The organism is Streptomyces sp. NPDC046759, assembly GCF_040645475.1.
GTDB lineage: Bacteria > Actinomycetota > Actinomycetes > Streptomycetales > Streptomycetaceae > Streptomyces.
On the sequence record NZ_JBEYYJ010000005.1, the window covers coordinates 341825 to 357957 of the forward strand.

A 16133-nucleotide genomic window follows, 5' to 3' on the forward strand; every position below is an offset into this window, starting at 1 on the left:
AGCGGCAGCCCGCCGACGGGGGAAGATCGGCGGGCTGCCCGGGTGTTGCCGCAATGGCTCAGTGGACGGAGTGCTCCTCCAGCGGGAACGTTCCGCCGACGACGTCCTCGGCGAAGGACCGCACCGCGTCGCCCATGACCTCACGCAGGTCCGCGTACTTCTTGACGAACTTCGGCACCCGGCCGGACGTCAGGCCGAGCATGTCCGTCCACACCAGCACCTGCGCGTCCGTCCGAGGACCCGCGCCGATCCCGACCGTGGGGATGTGCAGCACCCGCGTCACCTCGGCCGCCAGCTCCGCCGGAACCAGCTCCAGGACGACCGCGAAGGCACCCGCGTCCTGCACGGCCTTGGCGTCGCGCAGCAGTTGCTGCGCCGCCTCCTCGCCGCGCCCCTGCACCCGGTAGCCCATGGCGTTGACGGACTGCGGGGTCAGGCCGATGTGGGCCATGACCGGGATGCCGGACTCCACCAGCAGCCGGATCTGCTCGTGCGAGCGCTCGCCGCCCTCCAGCTTGACCGCGCCGACACCGGCCTCCTTCACCAGCCGGGTCGCCGAGCGCAGCGCCTGCACCGGGCCCTCCTGGTAGGAGCCGAAGGGGAGATCGCCGACGATCAGCGCACGCTGCGTGCCGCGGACCACGGCCGCGGACAGCATCGTCATCTCGTCGAGGGTGACGGGCACGGTCGTCTCGTACCCGAGGTGGCAGTTGCCGGCGGAGTCGCCGACCAGGATCACCGGGATCCCGGACTCGTCGAAGACGGACGCGGTCATCGCGTCGTAGGCGGTGAGCATGGGCCACTTCTCGCCCCGCTCCTTGGCGAGCGTGATGTCGCGGACGGTGATGCGGCGGGTGCCCTTCCCCCCGTACAGCGCCTTGCTGCCGTCGGAGGACTTGTGCTGCGCGGTCTGCGCGGTCTGCGCGCTCTGGGCAGCCGAAAGCTGCGTCATGGCAACGGCTCCTTCAGTCATCTCGAGGCGCCCTGACGGCGTCCCCGGATCGTCTCCATGGTGGCACCTGGTGCCACTCAGGGCCAGAGGGGGTCCCTGTGATCCCCACCCATGGCCGAAACCGAACCTGTGTAAGGCCTTGGTAAAGAAAATAAGATACGAGACGGTTCCGTATCGAAATGGCCGTAGGGTCGGACACATGACAAGTCCCGTTCCTGCCTCCCGGATACCGGAAGCGGTGCACAGGCGCCGCTGGGCGATCCTCGGCGTGCTGATGCTGAGCCTGCTCATCGTGGTGCTCGACAACTCGATCCTCAACGTCGCCATCAAGACCATCTCCAGCCCCGCACCGACCGGCCTCGGTGCCTCCCAGGGCCAGATCGAGTGGGCGATCAACGCCTACACCCTCGTCTTCGCCGGCCTGCTGTTCACCGCCGGCCTCGTCGGCGACCGCCTCGGCCGCAAGAAGGTGCTGCTCGGCGGCATCGCGGTGTTCGGCATCGGCTCCATGCTGGCCGCCGAATCCGGCTCGCCGGACCAGCTGATCGCCTACCGCGCGCTGATGGCCCTCGGTGCCGCCTTCGTCATGCCCGCCACTCTCGCGGTGCTGATGAACGTCTTCGAGCGCGAGGAGCAGCCCAAGGCCATCGGCATCTGGGCCGGCGGCGTCGGCCTCGCCATCGCCATCGGCCCGATCACCGGCGGCGCGCTCCTCGACCACTTCTGGTGGGGCTCGGTCTTCTTCGTCAACGTGCCGATCGTGATCGTCGCGCTGATCCTGATGACCTGGCTCGTGCCCGACTCCCGTGACCCCAGGCCCGGCCGGCTCGACCCCGTCGGCGTCGTCCTGTCCGTCGTCGGCCTGGTCCTGCTGGTCTACGGCATCATCAAGGGCGGCGAACTGGCCGACTTCACCGACGCCAAGGTGCTGGCGACCATCATCGCCGGTCTCGTCGTCCTGGCCGCGTTCGTCGTCTTCGAAAAGCGCAGCGACCACCCGTCGCTGGACGTCACCTACTTCAAGAACAAGGTCTTCTCGGCCGCCATGAGCGCCATCGCGCTGGTCTTCTTCGCGCTGATGGGCGTCACGTTCTTCGGTGTCTTCTACACCCAGAGCGTGCGCGGCTACTCCCCGCTGGAGTCCGGCGTGCTGATGCTGCCGCTCGCCTGCGCCCAGCTGATCTTCGCGCCGCGCGCCCGGCTGGTGGTGGACCGCTTCGGCAACAAGGTCACCACGACCGCCGGCCTGGTGCTGATCGCCGCCACGCTGGCCATGTTCGCCACCTTCGAGGCGGACACGCCGATCTGGCTGCTGGAGGTCGTCTTCTTCCTGATGGGCACCGGCATGGCGCACATCATGACGCCGACCTCGGTCGTCATCATGCAGGCGCTGCCGCGCGAGAAGGCGGGCTCCGCCTCCGCGCTCAGCAACACCTTCCGTCAGGTCGGTGGCGCGCTCGGCATCGCCGTGCTCGGCTCGGTGCTCGCCACGGCGTACCGCAACGGCATCGAGGGCAAGCTCGGCATGCTGCCGCCCGCCCTGCGCGACAAGGCCGCCGAGTCCATCGAGGCCACCCTCGGCATCGCCGGCAGGCTCGGCCCGCAGGGCAAGGCCCTGGTCGCCCCCGCCGACGACGCGTTCCTGCACGCCATGCACGTCACCGCCCTGTGCGGTGTGGGCGTCGCCCTCATCGGTGCCGTGGTGACGGGCCTGTTCCTGCCGGGCAAGCCGCCGGCCGCCCGAACGGGCGAGCAGGAGGCGGAGCTGGTCGCGGCCGCGGACTGACGACGGATCGACCGCGGTTGCTCGAGGGAGGTCCGACCGCGGCACCACGGGGGGAGGAGGCCGCTGCGGGACAATTCCCGCAGCACACCGAGAGGACGGAACGACGTGAGCCTTGCCGACAGCCGGCCGCGACCGGACGGGCCCGTGCGGGGACGCCCCCGCAGCGAGGCCGTGGAACGGGCCATTCTGGAAGGCGTGATGAAGCTCCTGGAGGACGGCGTACCGCTCGCCGAACTCTCCATCGAGCAGGTCGCGCGCACGGCCGGCGTCGGCAAGGCCACCATCTACCGCCGCTGGAGCGGCAAGGAGGAACTGTTCATCGACGTCGTACGCGCCGCCGAACCCCCTGACCCGGAGCTCCCCGGTACCTCCATGCGGGACGACCTCGTGGTCCTGCTGGAGAACCTGCGCCAGCGCGGACTGGCCAGCAGGACCTCTGCGCTGCTGCACAACGCCCACGCCCAGATGAAGAAGAGCCCGAAGATCTGGGCCGCTTACCACGCCACCGTCATCACACCCCGGCGCAACATGGTCGTCGAGGTCCTGCGCCGCGGTCAGCTCGACGGCGAACTCCGGCCGGACGTCGACCCCGAGCTGGCCAACGACCTGTTCGTCGGCCCCATCCTGGTGCGATCCGTCCTGCGTCCCGACGCGGACCTGCCCGAGGGCCTCGCGGAGCAGATCGTGGACACGGTGCTGGAAGGCCTACGGCCCGTCAGGTCGACAGCCTCGTAGCACGGATGTACGCGTTTCGTCACAGACCCCACCTGTCCCGGCTCTGACCGGAACTCCCGGGCCCCACTCGTTCGTCCTCGTCTTCCGTACGGCCGTCATGGGACGGCGGGAGCGGAGCCGATCATCCCCTAGGGTCGGAAGAGCACGGGGGAAGAACGGTGTGCACGGCAGGCAGTGAGGCAGGCGGTATGGCGCAGCAGGCGTACAGGACGGAGACGGTGGGCGGCGGCTCGGGGCCCGAGCGACCGGGATCCCGGCTTCGGCGCCTGCTGCACCGCCTGCTCTCCGGCTGGCGCGACGACCGCCGCATCTGGCGCCGGGGCATCGTCCTGGCAGTGCTGGCCCTGCTGCTCGCCCTGGTGATGCTGCTGCACTCGCGCATCCCGAACCGGGTGGGCAACCTGGGCAGCCTCACCGAGACGTTCCTTCCCTGGCTGGGCCTCGCCATCCCGGTGCTGCTGGTGCTCGGGCTGATCCGGAGGTCGGCGACCGCGCTGATCGCCGTGCTCCTCCCGGCGACCGTGTGGCTGAACCTCTTCGGCGGGCTGCTCACCGACAAGACGGGCTCGGGCGGCGACCTGATGGTGGCGACCCACAACGTCAACGCGGAGAACCCCGACCCCGTCGGGACCGCGCGGGACGTGGCCTCCTCCGGCGCGGACCTGCTGGCCCTGGAGGAGGTCCCGGCCGGCGCCGTGTCCGCCTACGAGCAGGCGCTCGCCCCGACGTACAAGTACCACGCGGTCGAGGGCACGGTCGGCCTGTGGAGCAAGTACCCGATGACCGACGTCCAGGCCGTCGACATCAAGCTCGGCTGGAAGCGCGCCATGCGGGCCACCGTGACCACTCCCAAGGGCCCGATCGCGGTGTACGTCGCCCACATGCCCTCGGTGCGGGTGAAGATGGAGGCCGGCTTCACCGCCCGGCAGCGCGACACGAGCGCCGACGCGCTCGGTGAGGCGATCGCCGGCGAGTCCCTGAAGCGGGTGGTCCTGCTCGGTGACCTGAACGGCACGATGAACGACCGTTCGCTCAACGCCGTCACCTCTCAGATGCGCTCCACGCAGGGTGCGGCGGGCAGCGGCTTCGGGTTCAGCTGGCCGGCGTCGTTCCCCATGGCGCGGATCGACCAGATCATGGTCAGGGGCATCGAGCCGGAGAGCTCGTGGACCCTGCCGCGCACCGGCAGCGACCACCTTCCGGTGGCTGCCCGTGTGAAGCTGGACACGTCGTCGTAACCCGCTGGAATTCCGGGCCTGAGAGACTTTGTTCCGTTGCTGAACATAGACTGGTACGGAACCTGCTCTCCCTGAACCCCTGAAAGGCACAGGCCCTTCATGCCCCTGGCCCTGCTCGCTCTGGCCGTTGGCGCTTTCGGCATAGGTACGACCGAGTTCGTGATGATGGGGCTGCTCCCCGACGTCGCGCACGACCTGCACATCTCGATCCCCACCGCCGGGCACCTCGTCTCGGCGTACGCGCTGGGCGTCGTCATCGGCGCCCCGCTGCTGGCCGCGCTCACGGCCCACATGTCCCGCCGTACGGTCCTGATCGCCCTGATGGTCCTGTTCGTGGCGGGCAACGCGCTGTCGGCGTTCGCCCCCGGCAACGGCTCCCTGCTCGCCGCGCGCTTCCTCAGCGGCCTGCCGCACGGCGCCTTCTTCGGCGTGGGCGCGGTCGTCGCCACGACGACGGTCCCGCCCGAGCGCAAGGCCCGCTCCGTCTCCCTGATGTTCCTCGGCCTGACCGTCGCCAACATCGCGGGCGTCCCCGTGGCCACCCTCGTGGGCCAGCACCTCGGCTGGCGGGCCGCCTTCCTGGGCGTGAGCGTGATCGGCCTGGCGGCGATCGCCTCGCTGGCCCTGCTCATCCCGCACGACCACACCCACGCGCCGGCGACGGGCCTGCGCGGCGAAATGGCCGCGCTGAAGTCCCTGCCGGTCTGGCTCGCCCTCGGCACGACGGTGGCGGGCTTCGGCGCGCTCTTCGCGGCCTACAGCTACGTCACGCCGATGCTGACCGACTCCGCCGGTTACGCCGAGTCGAGCGTGACCCTCCTGCTGGCCCTGTTCGGCGTCGGTGCCACGGTCGGCAACCTGCTGGGCGGCCGGCTCGCGGACCACACGCTGCGCGGGACGCTGTTCGGGGGGCTCGCCGCTCTGGGCGCGGTGCTGCTCCTCTTCCCGCTGCTGATGCGCACGGAGTGGAGCGCGGCCCTCGCGGTGACCCTGCTGGGCACGGCCGCCTTCGTCACCGGGTCCCCGCTCCAGCTGATGGTCATGGAGAAGGCCGCCGCGGCCCCCTCCCTGGCCTCCTCCGCCAACCAGGCCGCCTTCAACCTGGCCAACGCGGGCGGCGCCTGGATCGGCGGCCTGGCCCTCGCGGCGGGCTTCGGTGCGACGTCCCCGGCGCCGGCCGGCGCGATGCTGGCGGTGCTCGGGCTGGGCGTGGCCGGCGTGGCGTACGCGGTGGACAGGCGCCGGGTGACCCCGTCGGCCGGGCGCGAGAGGCTCGTCGCCTCCCATGTCCCCGAGCAGTCGAGCGCGCTGCACCACTGACCGGGAGGTCCGGCCCCCTGCCCCCCCCCGGCCCGGCCGGGCGGAAAGCGGCTGCTGCCGGGGCCGGCCTGCCGGACGGAAGGGGGCGGCCGGTGCGGCCGGCCGGTGCTCCGGCGGCCGAGTCGCCTTCGGCGGCAGGAGCCGGCGGTCGTCCCCGGCCGTGTCAGAGGAGTTCGGCCACGGGGGACGACGAGAGGGAGTCCTGACAGCGGCAGTGTGTCGGGCCGAGCACGCGTGAGCCCGCGCCACCGCCCGTCATGGCCCGATGAGTTCGGCGGCGGAAGTCGAAGGGGATGTCCAGGGCGAAGAAGTTCTTCCCGGTCCCCGTCCGCGCGCGCAGGCGGATCCGCTGTTCGGCCACCGGCACCGTCTCGGGGAGCTGAAGGTCCCACGCCTGCTTCCACGGGCCGGCGGGCGGGCGGGGGTCGCCCGACAGCCTCGCGCCCATGCGCGCCAGCAGATCGGGCAGCCTGTACTTCGTGTCCAGCATCTTCACCGGACCGAACTTCATGACCACGTCGCAGACGACCTTGGTCAGGTCGACGGACTCCTTGAGGTGGCCGTCCATCTCCCAGCGGACCTGACGCCCGAGCGACGGCCAGGCGGGGGTCAACGTGATGTCGTGGATGTCCAGGACATACGAGTCGTCGCTCATGTCCTCCACCAGAGGAATACTCATCTCGCTCACCCCGGGGATGTCAGGGATATGGATGTCGCTGCGGCGCATCCGCCGGACCCGTCGGCGAAGCGTCACTCAGGGAGCCGGGCGCCCGGCCCGGCGGCAGCGTGCACGTGCGGTCGCCGGGGCCGCCGCCGGTCACCGGGCGGGAGAGGCCGGGAGGACCGCCCAGCCGTTTCCTCACCCGTTCGGGGGAGCGGGGAAACGGCGGGAGGGAGGCCGGCGGCCATGGCGCCGGGCACGCGCCGAGGGGAGGCGTCCGGGCGGAAGTCACCAGGTGGGTCGGCCGGTGAAGGAGAGCACGACCGCCCGGGCGCGACGCGTGCGGCGCCGCGGACCAGGCCCAGGCAGGGGTGCACGGTGCGTCGTTGCTGGACAATCGGGGCAGGAGCCCCGGCCCGATTCCGGCAGGCCGGGGCTCCCTGTCACACGGTGGCTTCCGGGTTACCGCCCCCCGTCGCCTCCGTCGCCCCAGCCGCCACCCCAACCGCCGCCCCAGCCGCCGCCCCAGCCGCCCCAGCCGCCGTCGTGGCCGACGACGCGGAAGCTGGCGAGCACGCCGTCCTTGATCTTGACGCCGTCTTCGCCGTGCTCGCCGTGCTCGCCGTGCTCGCCGTGCTCGCCGTGCTCGCCGTGCTCGCCGTGCTCGTCGCCGTGCTCGCCGTGCTCGCCGTGCTCGTCGCCGTGCTCGCCGTGCTCGTCGCCGTGCTCGTCGCCGTGCTCGCCGTGCTCGTCGCCGTGCTCGTCCTCGAAGCGCGTGCGCACGCCGTTGGCGGAGCTGTGCGGGCCGACGGTGGCGATGGGAGCGCCGTTGTCGCAGACCGCGCCGCGGAACACCTCGACGGCCCGGTGGCTGTCGTTGCGGATGTTCAGGCTCCGCGCGCCCAGGCCGCTGACCACGGTGATGCAGTCGCCCGGGAAGGGGGAGTAGGACCGCTCGTTGACCTGGATCAGGCCCCAGTCGCCGCCGCCGCGGAACGGGCCCGGGCCCCCTCCTTCGTTGCCCTTGCCCGGCCCGGCGTTGTTACCGAAGGGCACAGGGGCCGGAGCCGTCGGAGCCGGAGCCGTCGGGGTGGCCGCAGCCGCCTGGGGTACCGGGGCGGAAGCGGGGGCGGCCGAGGCGTAGGTGATGCCGGTCGCGGCCATTGCTGCGGCACCCGCGACGGCGGCGGTCACCACAGTGGAACGGGGGAACTTCATGTCGCTTCTCCTGTTCTCTTCAAGAGGCTGCCGACCCGTCAGCCGGCTCGAGAGCGAACATACCCACACCGGTCATATCAGTCATACCGGAAGCCCGTCGCCAGGGCCGATCGGGGACATCTGCGGCCCCCGGTGCGGCTTTTTCGTTGTGCTGACGGTGCATCAAGTAACCGGTCTGAAGAGAAGATTGGCATACTATTAGGCCTTTGGGGTGATCTTCTGACGCCTGCTCATTCCGCGTCGCCACAGCGTGTCGCTGCGGACACCAGGAAACGGGGCGTGCTAGAGGGGTGGCGGGGCTCGGGTGCCGCCGGTGCCGCCCCAGGGCCTTCGCGCCGCGTGCGGCCGGACATCGGCCCGGCAGGCGGACCCCCCTCCCTCAGGCGTCGTCCCTTGGCCACCACCCTTCCGAAGTGGCGGGTGCCCCGCACGAGTTGAGGAGCGTCCGGCTCCCTGACACGACGAAGGGGCGTGGGGTCCTCGGACCCCACGCCCCCTGCCGCTCAGCGGATCAGCGCGTCAGCGCCTCAGTGCTTCTTCGCGTACGACTGGACGTACCCGTCCGCCGGCGAGCCGACGCCCGTCACGTCGTCGTAGCCCTTCACCGCGGACAGCGAGCTGTCCTTGCCCAGGCTGCGGACCGAGGTCAGCAGGCCGCCGGCGGCGCTGTAGCCGTTGGCGAAGTCGATACGGGCGACCGCCAGGCCGGAGCCGGTCGGGTTGTCCGTGACGTCGTGGAAGACGCCCTCCTTGCCGTACTTGGCGTAGATCGTCGGGTTGGCGAAACCGATCGCCTTGCCGCCGCGCGCCTCCTGGGCCAGCGCCTGGACCGCCGCGATGACCGGAGCGGCGAGCGAGGTGCCGCCGATGCGGTACTCGCTGTACTGCTGCGATCCGTCGGGGAAGGTCTGGGTCTGGCCGACCAGGAAGCCGGTGTTCGGGTCGGCGATCGCCGCGATGTCCGGGACGACGCGGTTGCCGTCGGCGCTGTTGGCCTTGGCGAGCGAGTCCGGGACGACGCCCTTCTGGTAGTACGGCTCGGCGACCGTCTTGCTGGTGCCGCCGCCCGCGCCCGAGGTGAACGCGCCGGGGAAGCTGGTCCAGCTCTTGCCGTCGGCCGACAGCGTGGCCTTCTCCGTGCCCCAGCCGGTCTCCCACTGGTACGCGTCACCCTTGCCGACGGCCAGCGAGGTGCCGCCGACCGCGGTCACCCAGGCGGAGTTGGCGGGGGTGTCGACCTGCTTCGTACCGGTGTTGGCGACCTCGTCACCGTTGTCGCCGGAGGAGAAGTAGAAGCCGATGCCCTGCACCGCGCCCAGCTGGAAGACCTGGTCGTAGGCCGCCGCGAGGTCCGGCGTCTGGTTGGCCTCGATGTCGCCCCAGGAGTTGGAGACGATGTCGGCCAGGTGGTTGTCGACGACCTTGCTGAGCGAGTCGAGCAGGTCGTCGTCGTAGCAGGAGGCCGCACCGACGTACGTGACGTCGGCGGACGGGGCGACCGCGTGCACGGCCTCGACGTCGAGGGTCTCCTCGCCGTACCAGCCGGCCGCGCCGCATTCCTTGGTCTTGGTGTAGTTCTTCGGCAGCACCTGGTGCAGCTGGCTGGTCTTCCAGGCCGCGTCACCGTGCTTGACCGCGTACGTGCCCGCGTCGTAGGCGATGGTCGGCGAGGCGTAGGCGTCGGTGATGGCGACGCGGACGCCCTTGCCGGTGTAGTCGCCGGCGCCGTAGGCGGCGCGCAGCTGCTTGCCGGTGTAGCCCTTGATCGCGTACGGGATCTTCTGGCCGTACGCGTCCGGCAGCGAGCTCGCGATGTTCGAGCCGTAGTACGAGGAGAACGGCCCGGCGTTCTTGAACACGGCGTCCGGCGGCGGCAGCTGGTCGTCGTGGTTGGCCTTGTGCGGGGCACTGTCCAGGCCGGTGACGGTCAGGACGGTGCCCTTCAGGGCGGCCGGGACGGTGGCCGTCTGCGCCGGGGCGCGGTAGGTCTTCGACCCCTTGGCGAAGTTGTGCAGCTGGGTGCCGAACGCCTTCTCGGCGGCGGCCACGTCACCGGAGACGGAGACGTAGTGCTGGGTGACCTCGGTGACCTTCAGACCGGCCGACGTCAGCCAGGACTTGACGGCGGCCACCTGGGCCTTGGTGGCCCCGAAGGCGGCCTGCGCCTTCTTGGCACTCAGGTACTTGCCGTACAGCGGCGAGCTCGGGTCGGCGACGGCCTTGGCGTAGGCGGCGAGGCCCGCCGCGTCCTTGCCGGCCAGATAGACCCGGGCGTTCACCGGGGCGCTGTTCGCAGTCGCGCCCTTGTCCGCCTTGGCCGTGGCCCAGAGCGGCTTGGTGCCCTTCAGTGCGTCACGGGCGGGGCTGCCCGCGGCGTGTGCCGCGGGTATGCCCAGCGCCAGCGCGCCGGCGACCATGGGCAGAGTTGCTGCCATGCTCGCGGCGCGCAGCTTGGCGCGGTTGGATCTCATAGAACCCCCTGCGATGCGATTCGCATGCATGTAGTGGTTGGTACGCCACGCGCTCCGCGCACCGGCCCGCGGCGGTTCGGCCGGCGAATGGATCACACGATGGGGGTCACTCTTTCGATGAACCGTTCATGCCAGGGGAACGAAAGGGTCAAGAGAAGGTCAACTGCCCGGTCATGTGGGGCGAATTGCTCCTTTCATCCCTCACGGTTCTGTAACGGAACTACCCGGCGGCTGTTCATGAACGGGGCTTCGCGCCGCGTTCCCCGAGCATGCGGGCCATCACCTGGAGCTCCGACTGCTGGGCGTCGACCATGCCCTGCGCGAGCCGCTTCTCCACGCCGACGGTGCACTTGGCGACGCAGCCCTCGGCCATGTGGATGCCGCCCTTGTGGTGGTCCGTCATCAGCTGCAGATAGAGGATCTCGGCCTGCTTGCCGCTCAGCGACTGGAGTTTCTTCAGCTCCGTGTTCGTCGCCATGCCCGGCATCAGCGCGCCGTCCTTGCCGGAGGCCATGTCGCCCATGCCCATCCAGGTCATCGGCGGCTCTGCCGACACCTTCGGCAGTCCCCACAGATCCAGCCAACCGAGCAGCATGCCACGCTGGTTGGCCTGCGTCTGTGCGATGTCGTAGGCGAGACGGCGCACTTCGGCGTTCTGTGTGCGGTCCCGGACGATGTACGACATCTCGACGGCCTGTTGGTGGTGCACGGCCATGTCCCGCGCGAACCCCGCGTCCGCCGACTGTGCGGCCGGCGTCTTCGTGACCGGCTCGCCGGAATCCTCGGCGGCCGCGTACGTGATCGCGCCGGCCGCCACGAGGACCGCCGCCGCGGCCCCCGCCACCCAGCCGACGTGCTGCCGCCCCACTACATCGCCCCGCTGGTGCAGGCGGCACCCGGCTCCGGGGTCTGCGGACCCTGGACGTAGGTGCTGAAGAACTTGTCCACCTCGGGGTCGTTCGCGCTCTTGACGGTCACCTGGTGGCCCCACGCCGACAGGATCAGCGGCGCCGCCTGGTTCTCGTACGGGCTCATCAGCGAGTACGGCGTCTTCTTCACCTTCGCCGCGAGCGCGTCGACGTCGGCCTTGTCCGCCTTGCTGGTGTACGTCACCCAGACCGCACCGTGCTCCAGCGAGTGCACGGCGTTCTCGTCCTGCAGCGGCTTGGTGTAGACGGTGCCGTCGCAGGTCGCCCAGACCGGGTTGTGGTTGCCCCCGACCGGCGGGTGCATCGGGTACGACACCTTGGCCGTCACGTGCGTGCGCGACAGCTTGCCGGTCCAGGCCTTCACGCCGTCCTTGCCGGTGGCCCAACGCCCGGAGACGACGGAGCCCTTGGCGTCGTTCTTGTCGCCGGACCGGGAGTTCACGAGGAACACGCCGCCGGCCACGAGACCGGCGGCGACCACCACGCTCGCGGCGATGGTGAACCCACGGCTGCGGCGCTCGCGCGCACGCTCGGCACGGCGCATCTCCTCTATGCGCGCCTTGCGCGTCGGGGAGCTGATCTTGGCGGAACCCATGAGGTGTCCTTCTGGGGGAAAGGGCCGGCAACGGGAAGGGTGGGGCCCGCTGATCGTAGTGGGGAAGGGGGTGCCATCCGCAGGGAGGGCGTGGCAAGGAGCGGCACCCGGATAATTTGAACCGCGGATGCGTATTACCTACGCTCGTGGTATGCGGCTCCTGCGCTCCACCGACCTGGCCCTGCGCGTCCTGATGCGACTGGCCGTGGCCGTCGACGGCACGCCCACCACCCGTCAGGTCGCGGCGGACATGGACGTGCCCTACACGCACGCCGCGAAGGTCGTCGCCGAACTCCAGCACCTGGGCCTCGTCGACGCCCGGCGGGGCCGGGGCGGCGGGCTCACCCTCACCGCGGAGGGCCGTGCGGCCTCGGTCGGCGCGGTGGTGCGCACCTTCGAGGGCGACGGAGACGTCGTCGACTGTGAGGGGCCGACTCCCTGTCCCCTGAGCTCCGGCTGCCGCCTGCGGGGCGCGTTGCGGCGGGCTCAGGAGGCGTTCTACGCGGCGCTGGACCCGATCACCGTCGCGGAGATCATCGCCGATCCGACGGGCCCCCTTCTGCTGGGCATCTCCCGGGGGCCGCAGGCCGGTTGACGGCTCACGCCGCACCGCGTTCATCGGCGGGCGTCGTGGTGCTCGCGCGGCGGAGGGGAGCCAGGGAGCGGACGGCGAACGGACGGAACGGGTTCCTCTCGCAGTCCGGCAGGGCCGGGGGAGCCGCGGACCCGGTGCGGCTGAGCGGCAGTCCCGGGCCGCCACGGAGCGTCCGTGACGCCGGCGCTGACACCGTCCGCAGGACGCGGCCCGAGGACGTTGCCGGCGGACGGCGGACGGCGGTCAGCGGACGGCAGTCAGCGGACAAGGGTCAGCAAGCAGCGGTCAGCAGACAGGGGGCAGCGGTCGGCAGACAAGGGTCAGCGGGCCGTGCCGCCTTTCGCCGGACACGACGGGTTGCCGGTGGCCCGCATGACCCGGCCGCGCACGATGGGGGCCGAGGACCACCCGGCACCGGTCGTCAACGTCCGGTCGCTCGTGGACGAGGCGGAGAAGGAGGCCGGCGCGCTCGACCGCGCATGAGCGCTCAGCTGCCCTGCTGGGCCAGCCACAGGTCCGGGCCGAACACCTCGTAGTGGATGTCGGCCGGGGCCACGCCCTGCTCGATCAGCTGGGCGCGCACCGCGCGCATGAAGGGCAGCGGACCGCACAGGTACGCGCGCGTGCCGGGCCGAACGGGGAGGCCGGCGAGGTCGACCAGGCCGGCGCGGGTGCCCGGCTCGGCGTCCCGCTCGTAGAAGAAGTGCACGGAGGCGTCCGCGAGCTTCCCGGCGTACGTCTCGTGGTCGGCGCGCAGGGCGTGGTCGGCGGGGGAGCGGTCGCCGTGGACGACGGTGACGGGGCCGCCGTGGCCGGCCGCCGCCAGGCCGGCCAGCATCGCGATCATCGGGGTCACGCCGATGCCGGCGGAGGCCAGGAGCAGCGGCGTGTCCGCGCCCGCGTCCAAGGCGAGGTCACCGTACGGCTCGGAGAGGTCCACAACGTCACCGACGCGCACGCGCGCGTGGAGGTGGTGGGAGACCTCGCCGCCGGGCGCCGGGGCTTCGCCCTGCACCCGCTTGACGCTGAACTGGCGCAGCGCGTCGCCGGGCGCCCCGGACAGGCTGTACTGGCGGATCTGCCGGGCGCCGTCGGGCAGCTCGACCTGGACGGAGACGTACTGGCCGGCGCGGAAGTCACGCACCGGGCCGCCGTCGGCGGGGCGCAGCCGGAAGGTGACGACCTCCGCCGTCTCCTCGACGCGCTCCACGACCTCCCACGGCCGCCGCACCGTGCTGCCGCTCTCCTCGTACAGCCGCTTCTCGATGGCGATGAGCGCGTTCGCCATCAGCCAGTAGACCTCGTCCCACGCGACGGCGACCTCCGGTGTGACGGCCTCGCCGAGGACCTCCGCGATGGCGGCGAAGAGGTGCTCGTGGACGACGTCGTACTGCCCGGGCGCGATGCCGAGCGAGGCGTGCTTGTGGGCGATCCGGCCGAGCATCGCGTCGGGCCGCTGGTCCGGGTGGTCCACCAGATGCGTGGCGAAGGCGGCGATGGAGCCCGCGAGGGCCTGCTTCTGGGCGCCGGAGGCCTGGTTGCCGCGGTTGAACAGGTCCCGCAGCAGTTCGGGGTGGGCGGCGAAGAGGCGGGCGTAGAAGCGCTCGGTGATCTCGCCGATGGCCGCGCCGACGGCGGGAAGGGTGGCGCGGACCGTGGCCGCGGACTGCTCGGACAGCATCGGAACTCCTCGGACTCGACTGATCGGAACGCTATGAAAACTTGCATCTGAGATGCAAATTATCTGGGCGTGGTGTCCCTCACTTCCCGTACGAACCGGCCATTACGGATGTCGGTCCGAGCAGGCAATATGGGCGGAAGACAGCAGTACACCCGCCGTACGAGAGGCGTTCAGGCCGAGGACGCTCGGGCGATCAAGGTCCGCAACGCGCATGAAATGGTGTTGTGGTGGGATGCTCAGGTGCCCGACCGCCTCCCGCGACACCGGGGAAGCGGCCTGACCAGCAAGGATGGGGAAGCGGAAGATGGACAAGCAGCAGGAGTTCGTGCTCCGGACCTTGGAGGAGCGCGACATCCGGTTCGTACGCCTTTGGTTCACGGACGTGCTGGGCTTCCTCAAGTCCGTCGCCGTGGCCCCCGCCGAGCTGGAGCAGGCCTTCGACGAGGGCATCGGCTTCGACGGCTCCGCCATCGAGGGCTTCGCCCGGGTCTACGAGTCCGACATGATCGCCAAGCCGGACCCGTCCACCTTCCAGATCCTGCCCTGGCGTGCCGAGGCCCCCGGCACCGCCCGCATGTTCTGCGACATCCTGATGCCGGACGGCTCCCCGTCCTTCGCCGACCCCCGGTATGTGCTCAAGCGCGCCCTGGCCCGCACCTCCGACCTGGGCTTCACCTTCTACACCCACCCCGAGATCGAGTTCTTCCTCCTGAAGGACCGCCCGCTGGACGGCTCCCGCCCCATCCCGGCCGACAACTCGGGCTACTTCGACCACACGCCCACCAACGTCGGCATGGACTTCCGCCGCCAGGCGATCACCATGCTGGAGTCGATGGGCATCTCGGTGGAGTTCTCCCACCACGAGGGCGCGCCGGGCCAGCAGGAGATCGACCTGCGCTACGCCGACGCGCTCTCCACGGCGGACAACATCATGACGTTCCGCCTGGTCATGAAGCAGGTGGCGCTGGAGCAGGGGGTGCACGCGACCTTCATGCCGAAGCCTTTCTCCGAGCACCCGGGCAGCGGCATGCACACCCACCTGTCCCTGTTCGAAGGCGACCGGAACGCGTTCTACGAATCGGGCGCCGAGTACCAGCTCTCCAAGGTCGGGCGCTCCTTCATCGCCGGTCTGCTCCGGCACGCGGCGGAGATCTCCGCGGTCACCAACCAGTGGGTGAACTCCTACAAGCGCATCTGGGGCGGTTCCGAGCGCACCGCAGGCGCCGGCGGCGAGGCCCCGTCGTACATCTGCTGGGGCCACAACAACCGCAGCGCCCTGGTCCGCGTCCCGATGTACAAGCCCGGCAAGACCGGCTCCGCCCGCGTCGAGGTCCGCTCCCTGGACTCCGGTGCCAACCCCTACCTCGCCTACGCCCTCCTCCTGGCCTCCGGGCTGAAGGGCATCGAGGAGGGCTACGAGCTCCCGCCCGGCGCCGAGGACGACGTCTGGGCCCTCTCCGACGCCGAGCGCCGCGCGATGGGCATCGAACCCCTCCCGCAGAACCTCGGCGAGGCCCTCACCCTCATGGAACGCAGCGATCTGGTCGCCGAGACCCTCGGCGAGCACGTCTTCGACTTCTTCCTGCGCAACAAGCGCTCGGAGTGGGAGGAGTACCGCTCCGAGGTCACCGCGTTCGAGCTGCGGAAGAACCTGCCGGTGCTGTAGGGGCAGGGTCGGGGCGGGGTTCCGCCGAAACGATCCCCTGGGGCCGACGGTCGCGGACCGTCGGCCCCGGCGCGTCTTAGAGGTCCTAACGGAATGCGGTTGAGTTGTGACCTCTGGCTGGGTGACGCAGTTGGTTGGGTGTGAGGAAGCGTGATCCCCAACCGTGGCTGGTCGATGACGAGTTGTGGTCGCGAATCGAGCCACTGCTGCCTGTCCGACAGCGCCGGCATCGGTACCCCGGCCGGAAGGCGCTGGATGACCGCAAGGTGCTGTGCGGCATCCTGTT

At 70.8% G+C, this 16133-nt stretch carries 15 protein-coding genes; 8 read left to right on the plus strand and 7 right to left on the minus strand.

Annotated features, from left to right (window positions below):
* Positions 1 to 58: 58 nt before the first annotated feature.
* Positions 59 to 952 carry a 3-methyl-2-oxobutanoate hydroxymethyltransferase gene (gene panB / locus ABZ919_RS09955; protein ID WP_361244872.1) on the minus strand — a complete coding sequence of 298 codons (894 nt, stop codon included), beginning with the start codon at positions 950 to 952 and terminating at the stop codon, positions 59 to 61.
* Positions 953 to 1151: 199 nt separating this feature from the next.
* Between panB and ABZ919_RS09960 the strand changes: the two genes are divergently transcribed.
* The 4 genes from ABZ919_RS09960 to ABZ919_RS09975 all read left to right on the plus strand — a co-directional run bounded on the left by ABZ919_RS09960 (position 1152) and on the right by ABZ919_RS09975 (position 6031).
* Complete coding sequence (locus ABZ919_RS09960; protein ID WP_361244874.1) at positions 1152 to 2738, plus strand: MFS transporter; 1587 nt, start codon at positions 1152 to 1154, stop codon at positions 2736 to 2738.
* A gap of 105 nt (positions 2739 to 2843) precedes the next feature.
* The gene (locus ABZ919_RS09965; protein ID WP_361244877.1) at positions 2844 to 3473 is read left to right on the plus strand and encodes a TetR/AcrR family transcriptional regulator; all 630 of its coding nucleotides are present in this window, start codon (positions 2844 to 2846) and stop codon (positions 3471 to 3473) included.
* A gap of 188 nt (positions 3474 to 3661) precedes the next feature.
* Positions 3662 to 4711, plus strand: a complete 1050-nt coding sequence (locus tag ABZ919_RS09970; protein ID WP_361244880.1) for an endonuclease/exonuclease/phosphatase family protein — start codon at positions 3662 to 3664, stop codon at positions 4709 to 4711.
* Positions 4712 to 4810: 99 nt separating this feature from the next.
* A complete protein-coding gene (locus ABZ919_RS09975) occupies positions 4811 to 6031 on the plus strand; it encodes an MFS transporter (RefSeq protein WP_361244883.1) in 1221 nt (406 codons plus the stop codon).
* Between the two features lie 163 nt (positions 6032 to 6194).
* Here the strand turns inward: ABZ919_RS09975 and ABZ919_RS09980 are convergent, their stop codons facing one another.
* The 5 genes from ABZ919_RS09980 to ABZ919_RS10000 form a co-directional block, all read right to left on the minus strand.
* Positions 6195 to 6710, minus strand: a complete 516-nt coding sequence (locus tag ABZ919_RS09980; RefSeq protein ID WP_361244886.1) for a hypothetical protein — start codon at positions 6708 to 6710, stop codon at positions 6195 to 6197.
* Positions 6711 to 7154: 444 nt separating this feature from the next.
* Positions 7155 to 7910, minus strand: a complete 756-nt coding sequence (locus tag ABZ919_RS09985; protein WP_361244890.1) for a hypothetical protein — start codon at positions 7908 to 7910, stop codon at positions 7155 to 7157.
* Between the two features lie 527 nt (positions 7911 to 8437).
* Complete coding sequence (locus ABZ919_RS09990; RefSeq protein WP_361244893.1) at positions 8438 to 10381, minus strand: S53 family peptidase; 1944 nt, start codon at positions 10379 to 10381, stop codon at positions 8438 to 8440.
* 235 nt (positions 10382 to 10616) lie between these two features.
* Positions 10617 to 11249, minus strand: coding sequence for a DUF305 domain-containing protein (locus ABZ919_RS09995; protein WP_361244896.1), 633 nt, complete (start codon positions 11247 to 11249; stop codon positions 10617 to 10619).
* Entirely contained in the window at positions 11249 to 11905 is a 657-nt protein-coding gene (locus ABZ919_RS10000) for a DUF3105 domain-containing protein (protein WP_361244899.1), read from the minus strand. The genes ABZ919_RS09995 and ABZ919_RS10000 overlap by 1 nt, the downstream gene beginning before the upstream one ends.
* Before the next feature lie 151 nt (positions 11906 to 12056).
* Here ABZ919_RS10000 and ABZ919_RS10005 point away from each other — a divergent pair, with 151 nt between their 5' ends.
* Both ABZ919_RS10005 and ABZ919_RS10010 read left to right on the plus strand, forming a co-directional pair.
* Positions 12057 to 12500: an Rrf2 family transcriptional regulator gene (locus ABZ919_RS10005; RefSeq protein ID WP_361244901.1), complete on the plus strand. Its 444-nt coding sequence runs from the start codon at positions 12057 to 12059 to the stop codon at positions 12498 to 12500.
* A 330-nt stretch (positions 12501 to 12830) separates the two neighbouring features.
* Positions 12831 to 12983, plus strand: coding sequence for a hypothetical protein (locus tag ABZ919_RS10010; protein ID WP_361244904.1), 153 nt, complete (start codon positions 12831 to 12833; stop codon positions 12981 to 12983).
* A 4-nt stretch (positions 12984 to 12987) separates the two neighbouring features.
* Here ABZ919_RS10010 and ABZ919_RS10015 read toward each other — a convergent pair whose 3' ends face one another.
* Positions 12988 to 14181, minus strand: coding sequence for a globin domain-containing protein (locus ABZ919_RS10015; RefSeq protein ID WP_361244907.1), 1194 nt, complete (start codon positions 14179 to 14181; stop codon positions 12988 to 12990).
* 304 nt (positions 14182 to 14485) lie between these two features.
* On the opposite strand from ABZ919_RS10015, the gene glnA reads away from it, so the two are divergent.
* A complete protein-coding gene (gene glnA, locus ABZ919_RS10020; protein WP_361244910.1) occupies positions 14486 to 15847 on the plus strand; it encodes a type I glutamate--ammonia ligase in 1362 nt (453 codons plus the stop codon).
* 140 nt (positions 15848 to 15987) lie between these two features.
* Positions 15988 to 16133, plus strand: a 146-nt coding sequence (locus ABZ919_RS10025; protein ID WP_361244961.1) for a transposase, incomplete at its 3' end; no start/stop codon positions are given.

Coding starts and splice junctions, on each gene's coding strand:
- panB (WP_361244872.1), bottom strand. CDS start 952: ATGACGCAGCTTTCGGCTGCCCAGAGCGCGCAGACCGCGCAGACCGCG.
- ABZ919_RS09960 (WP_361244874.1), top strand. CDS start 1,152: ATGACAAGTCCCGTTCCTGCCTCCCGGATACCGGAAGCGGTGCACAGG.
- ABZ919_RS09970 (WP_361244880.1), top strand. CDS start 3,662: ATGGCGCAGCAGGCGTACAGGACGGAGACGGTGGGCGGCGGCTCGGGG.
- ABZ919_RS09975 (WP_361244883.1), top strand. CDS start 4,811: ATGCCCCTGGCCCTGCTCGCTCTGGCCGTTGGCGCTTTCGGCATAGGT.
- ABZ919_RS09980 (WP_361244886.1), bottom strand. CDS start 6,710: ATGAGTATTCCTCTGGTGGAGGACATGAGCGACGACTCGTATGTCCTG.
- ABZ919_RS09985 (WP_361244890.1), bottom strand. CDS start 7,910: ATGAAGTTCCCCCGTTCCACTGTGGTGACCGCCGCCGTCGCGGGTGCC.
- ABZ919_RS09990 (WP_361244893.1), bottom strand. CDS start 10,381: ATGAGATCCAACCGCGCCAAGCTGCGCGCCGCGAGCATGGCAGCAACT.
- ABZ919_RS10000 (WP_361244899.1), bottom strand. CDS start 11,905: ATGGGTTCCGCCAAGATCAGCTCCCCGACGCGCAAGGCGCGCATAGAG.
- ABZ919_RS10005 (WP_361244901.1), top strand. CDS start 12,057: ATGCGGCTCCTGCGCTCCACCGACCTGGCCCTGCGCGTCCTGATGCGA.
- ABZ919_RS10015 (WP_361244907.1), bottom strand. CDS start 14,181: ATGCTGTCCGAGCAGTCCGCGGCCACGGTCCGCGCCACCCTTCCCGCC.
- glnA (WP_361244910.1), top strand. CDS start 14,486: ATGGACAAGCAGCAGGAGTTCGTGCTCCGGACCTTGGAGGAGCGCGAC.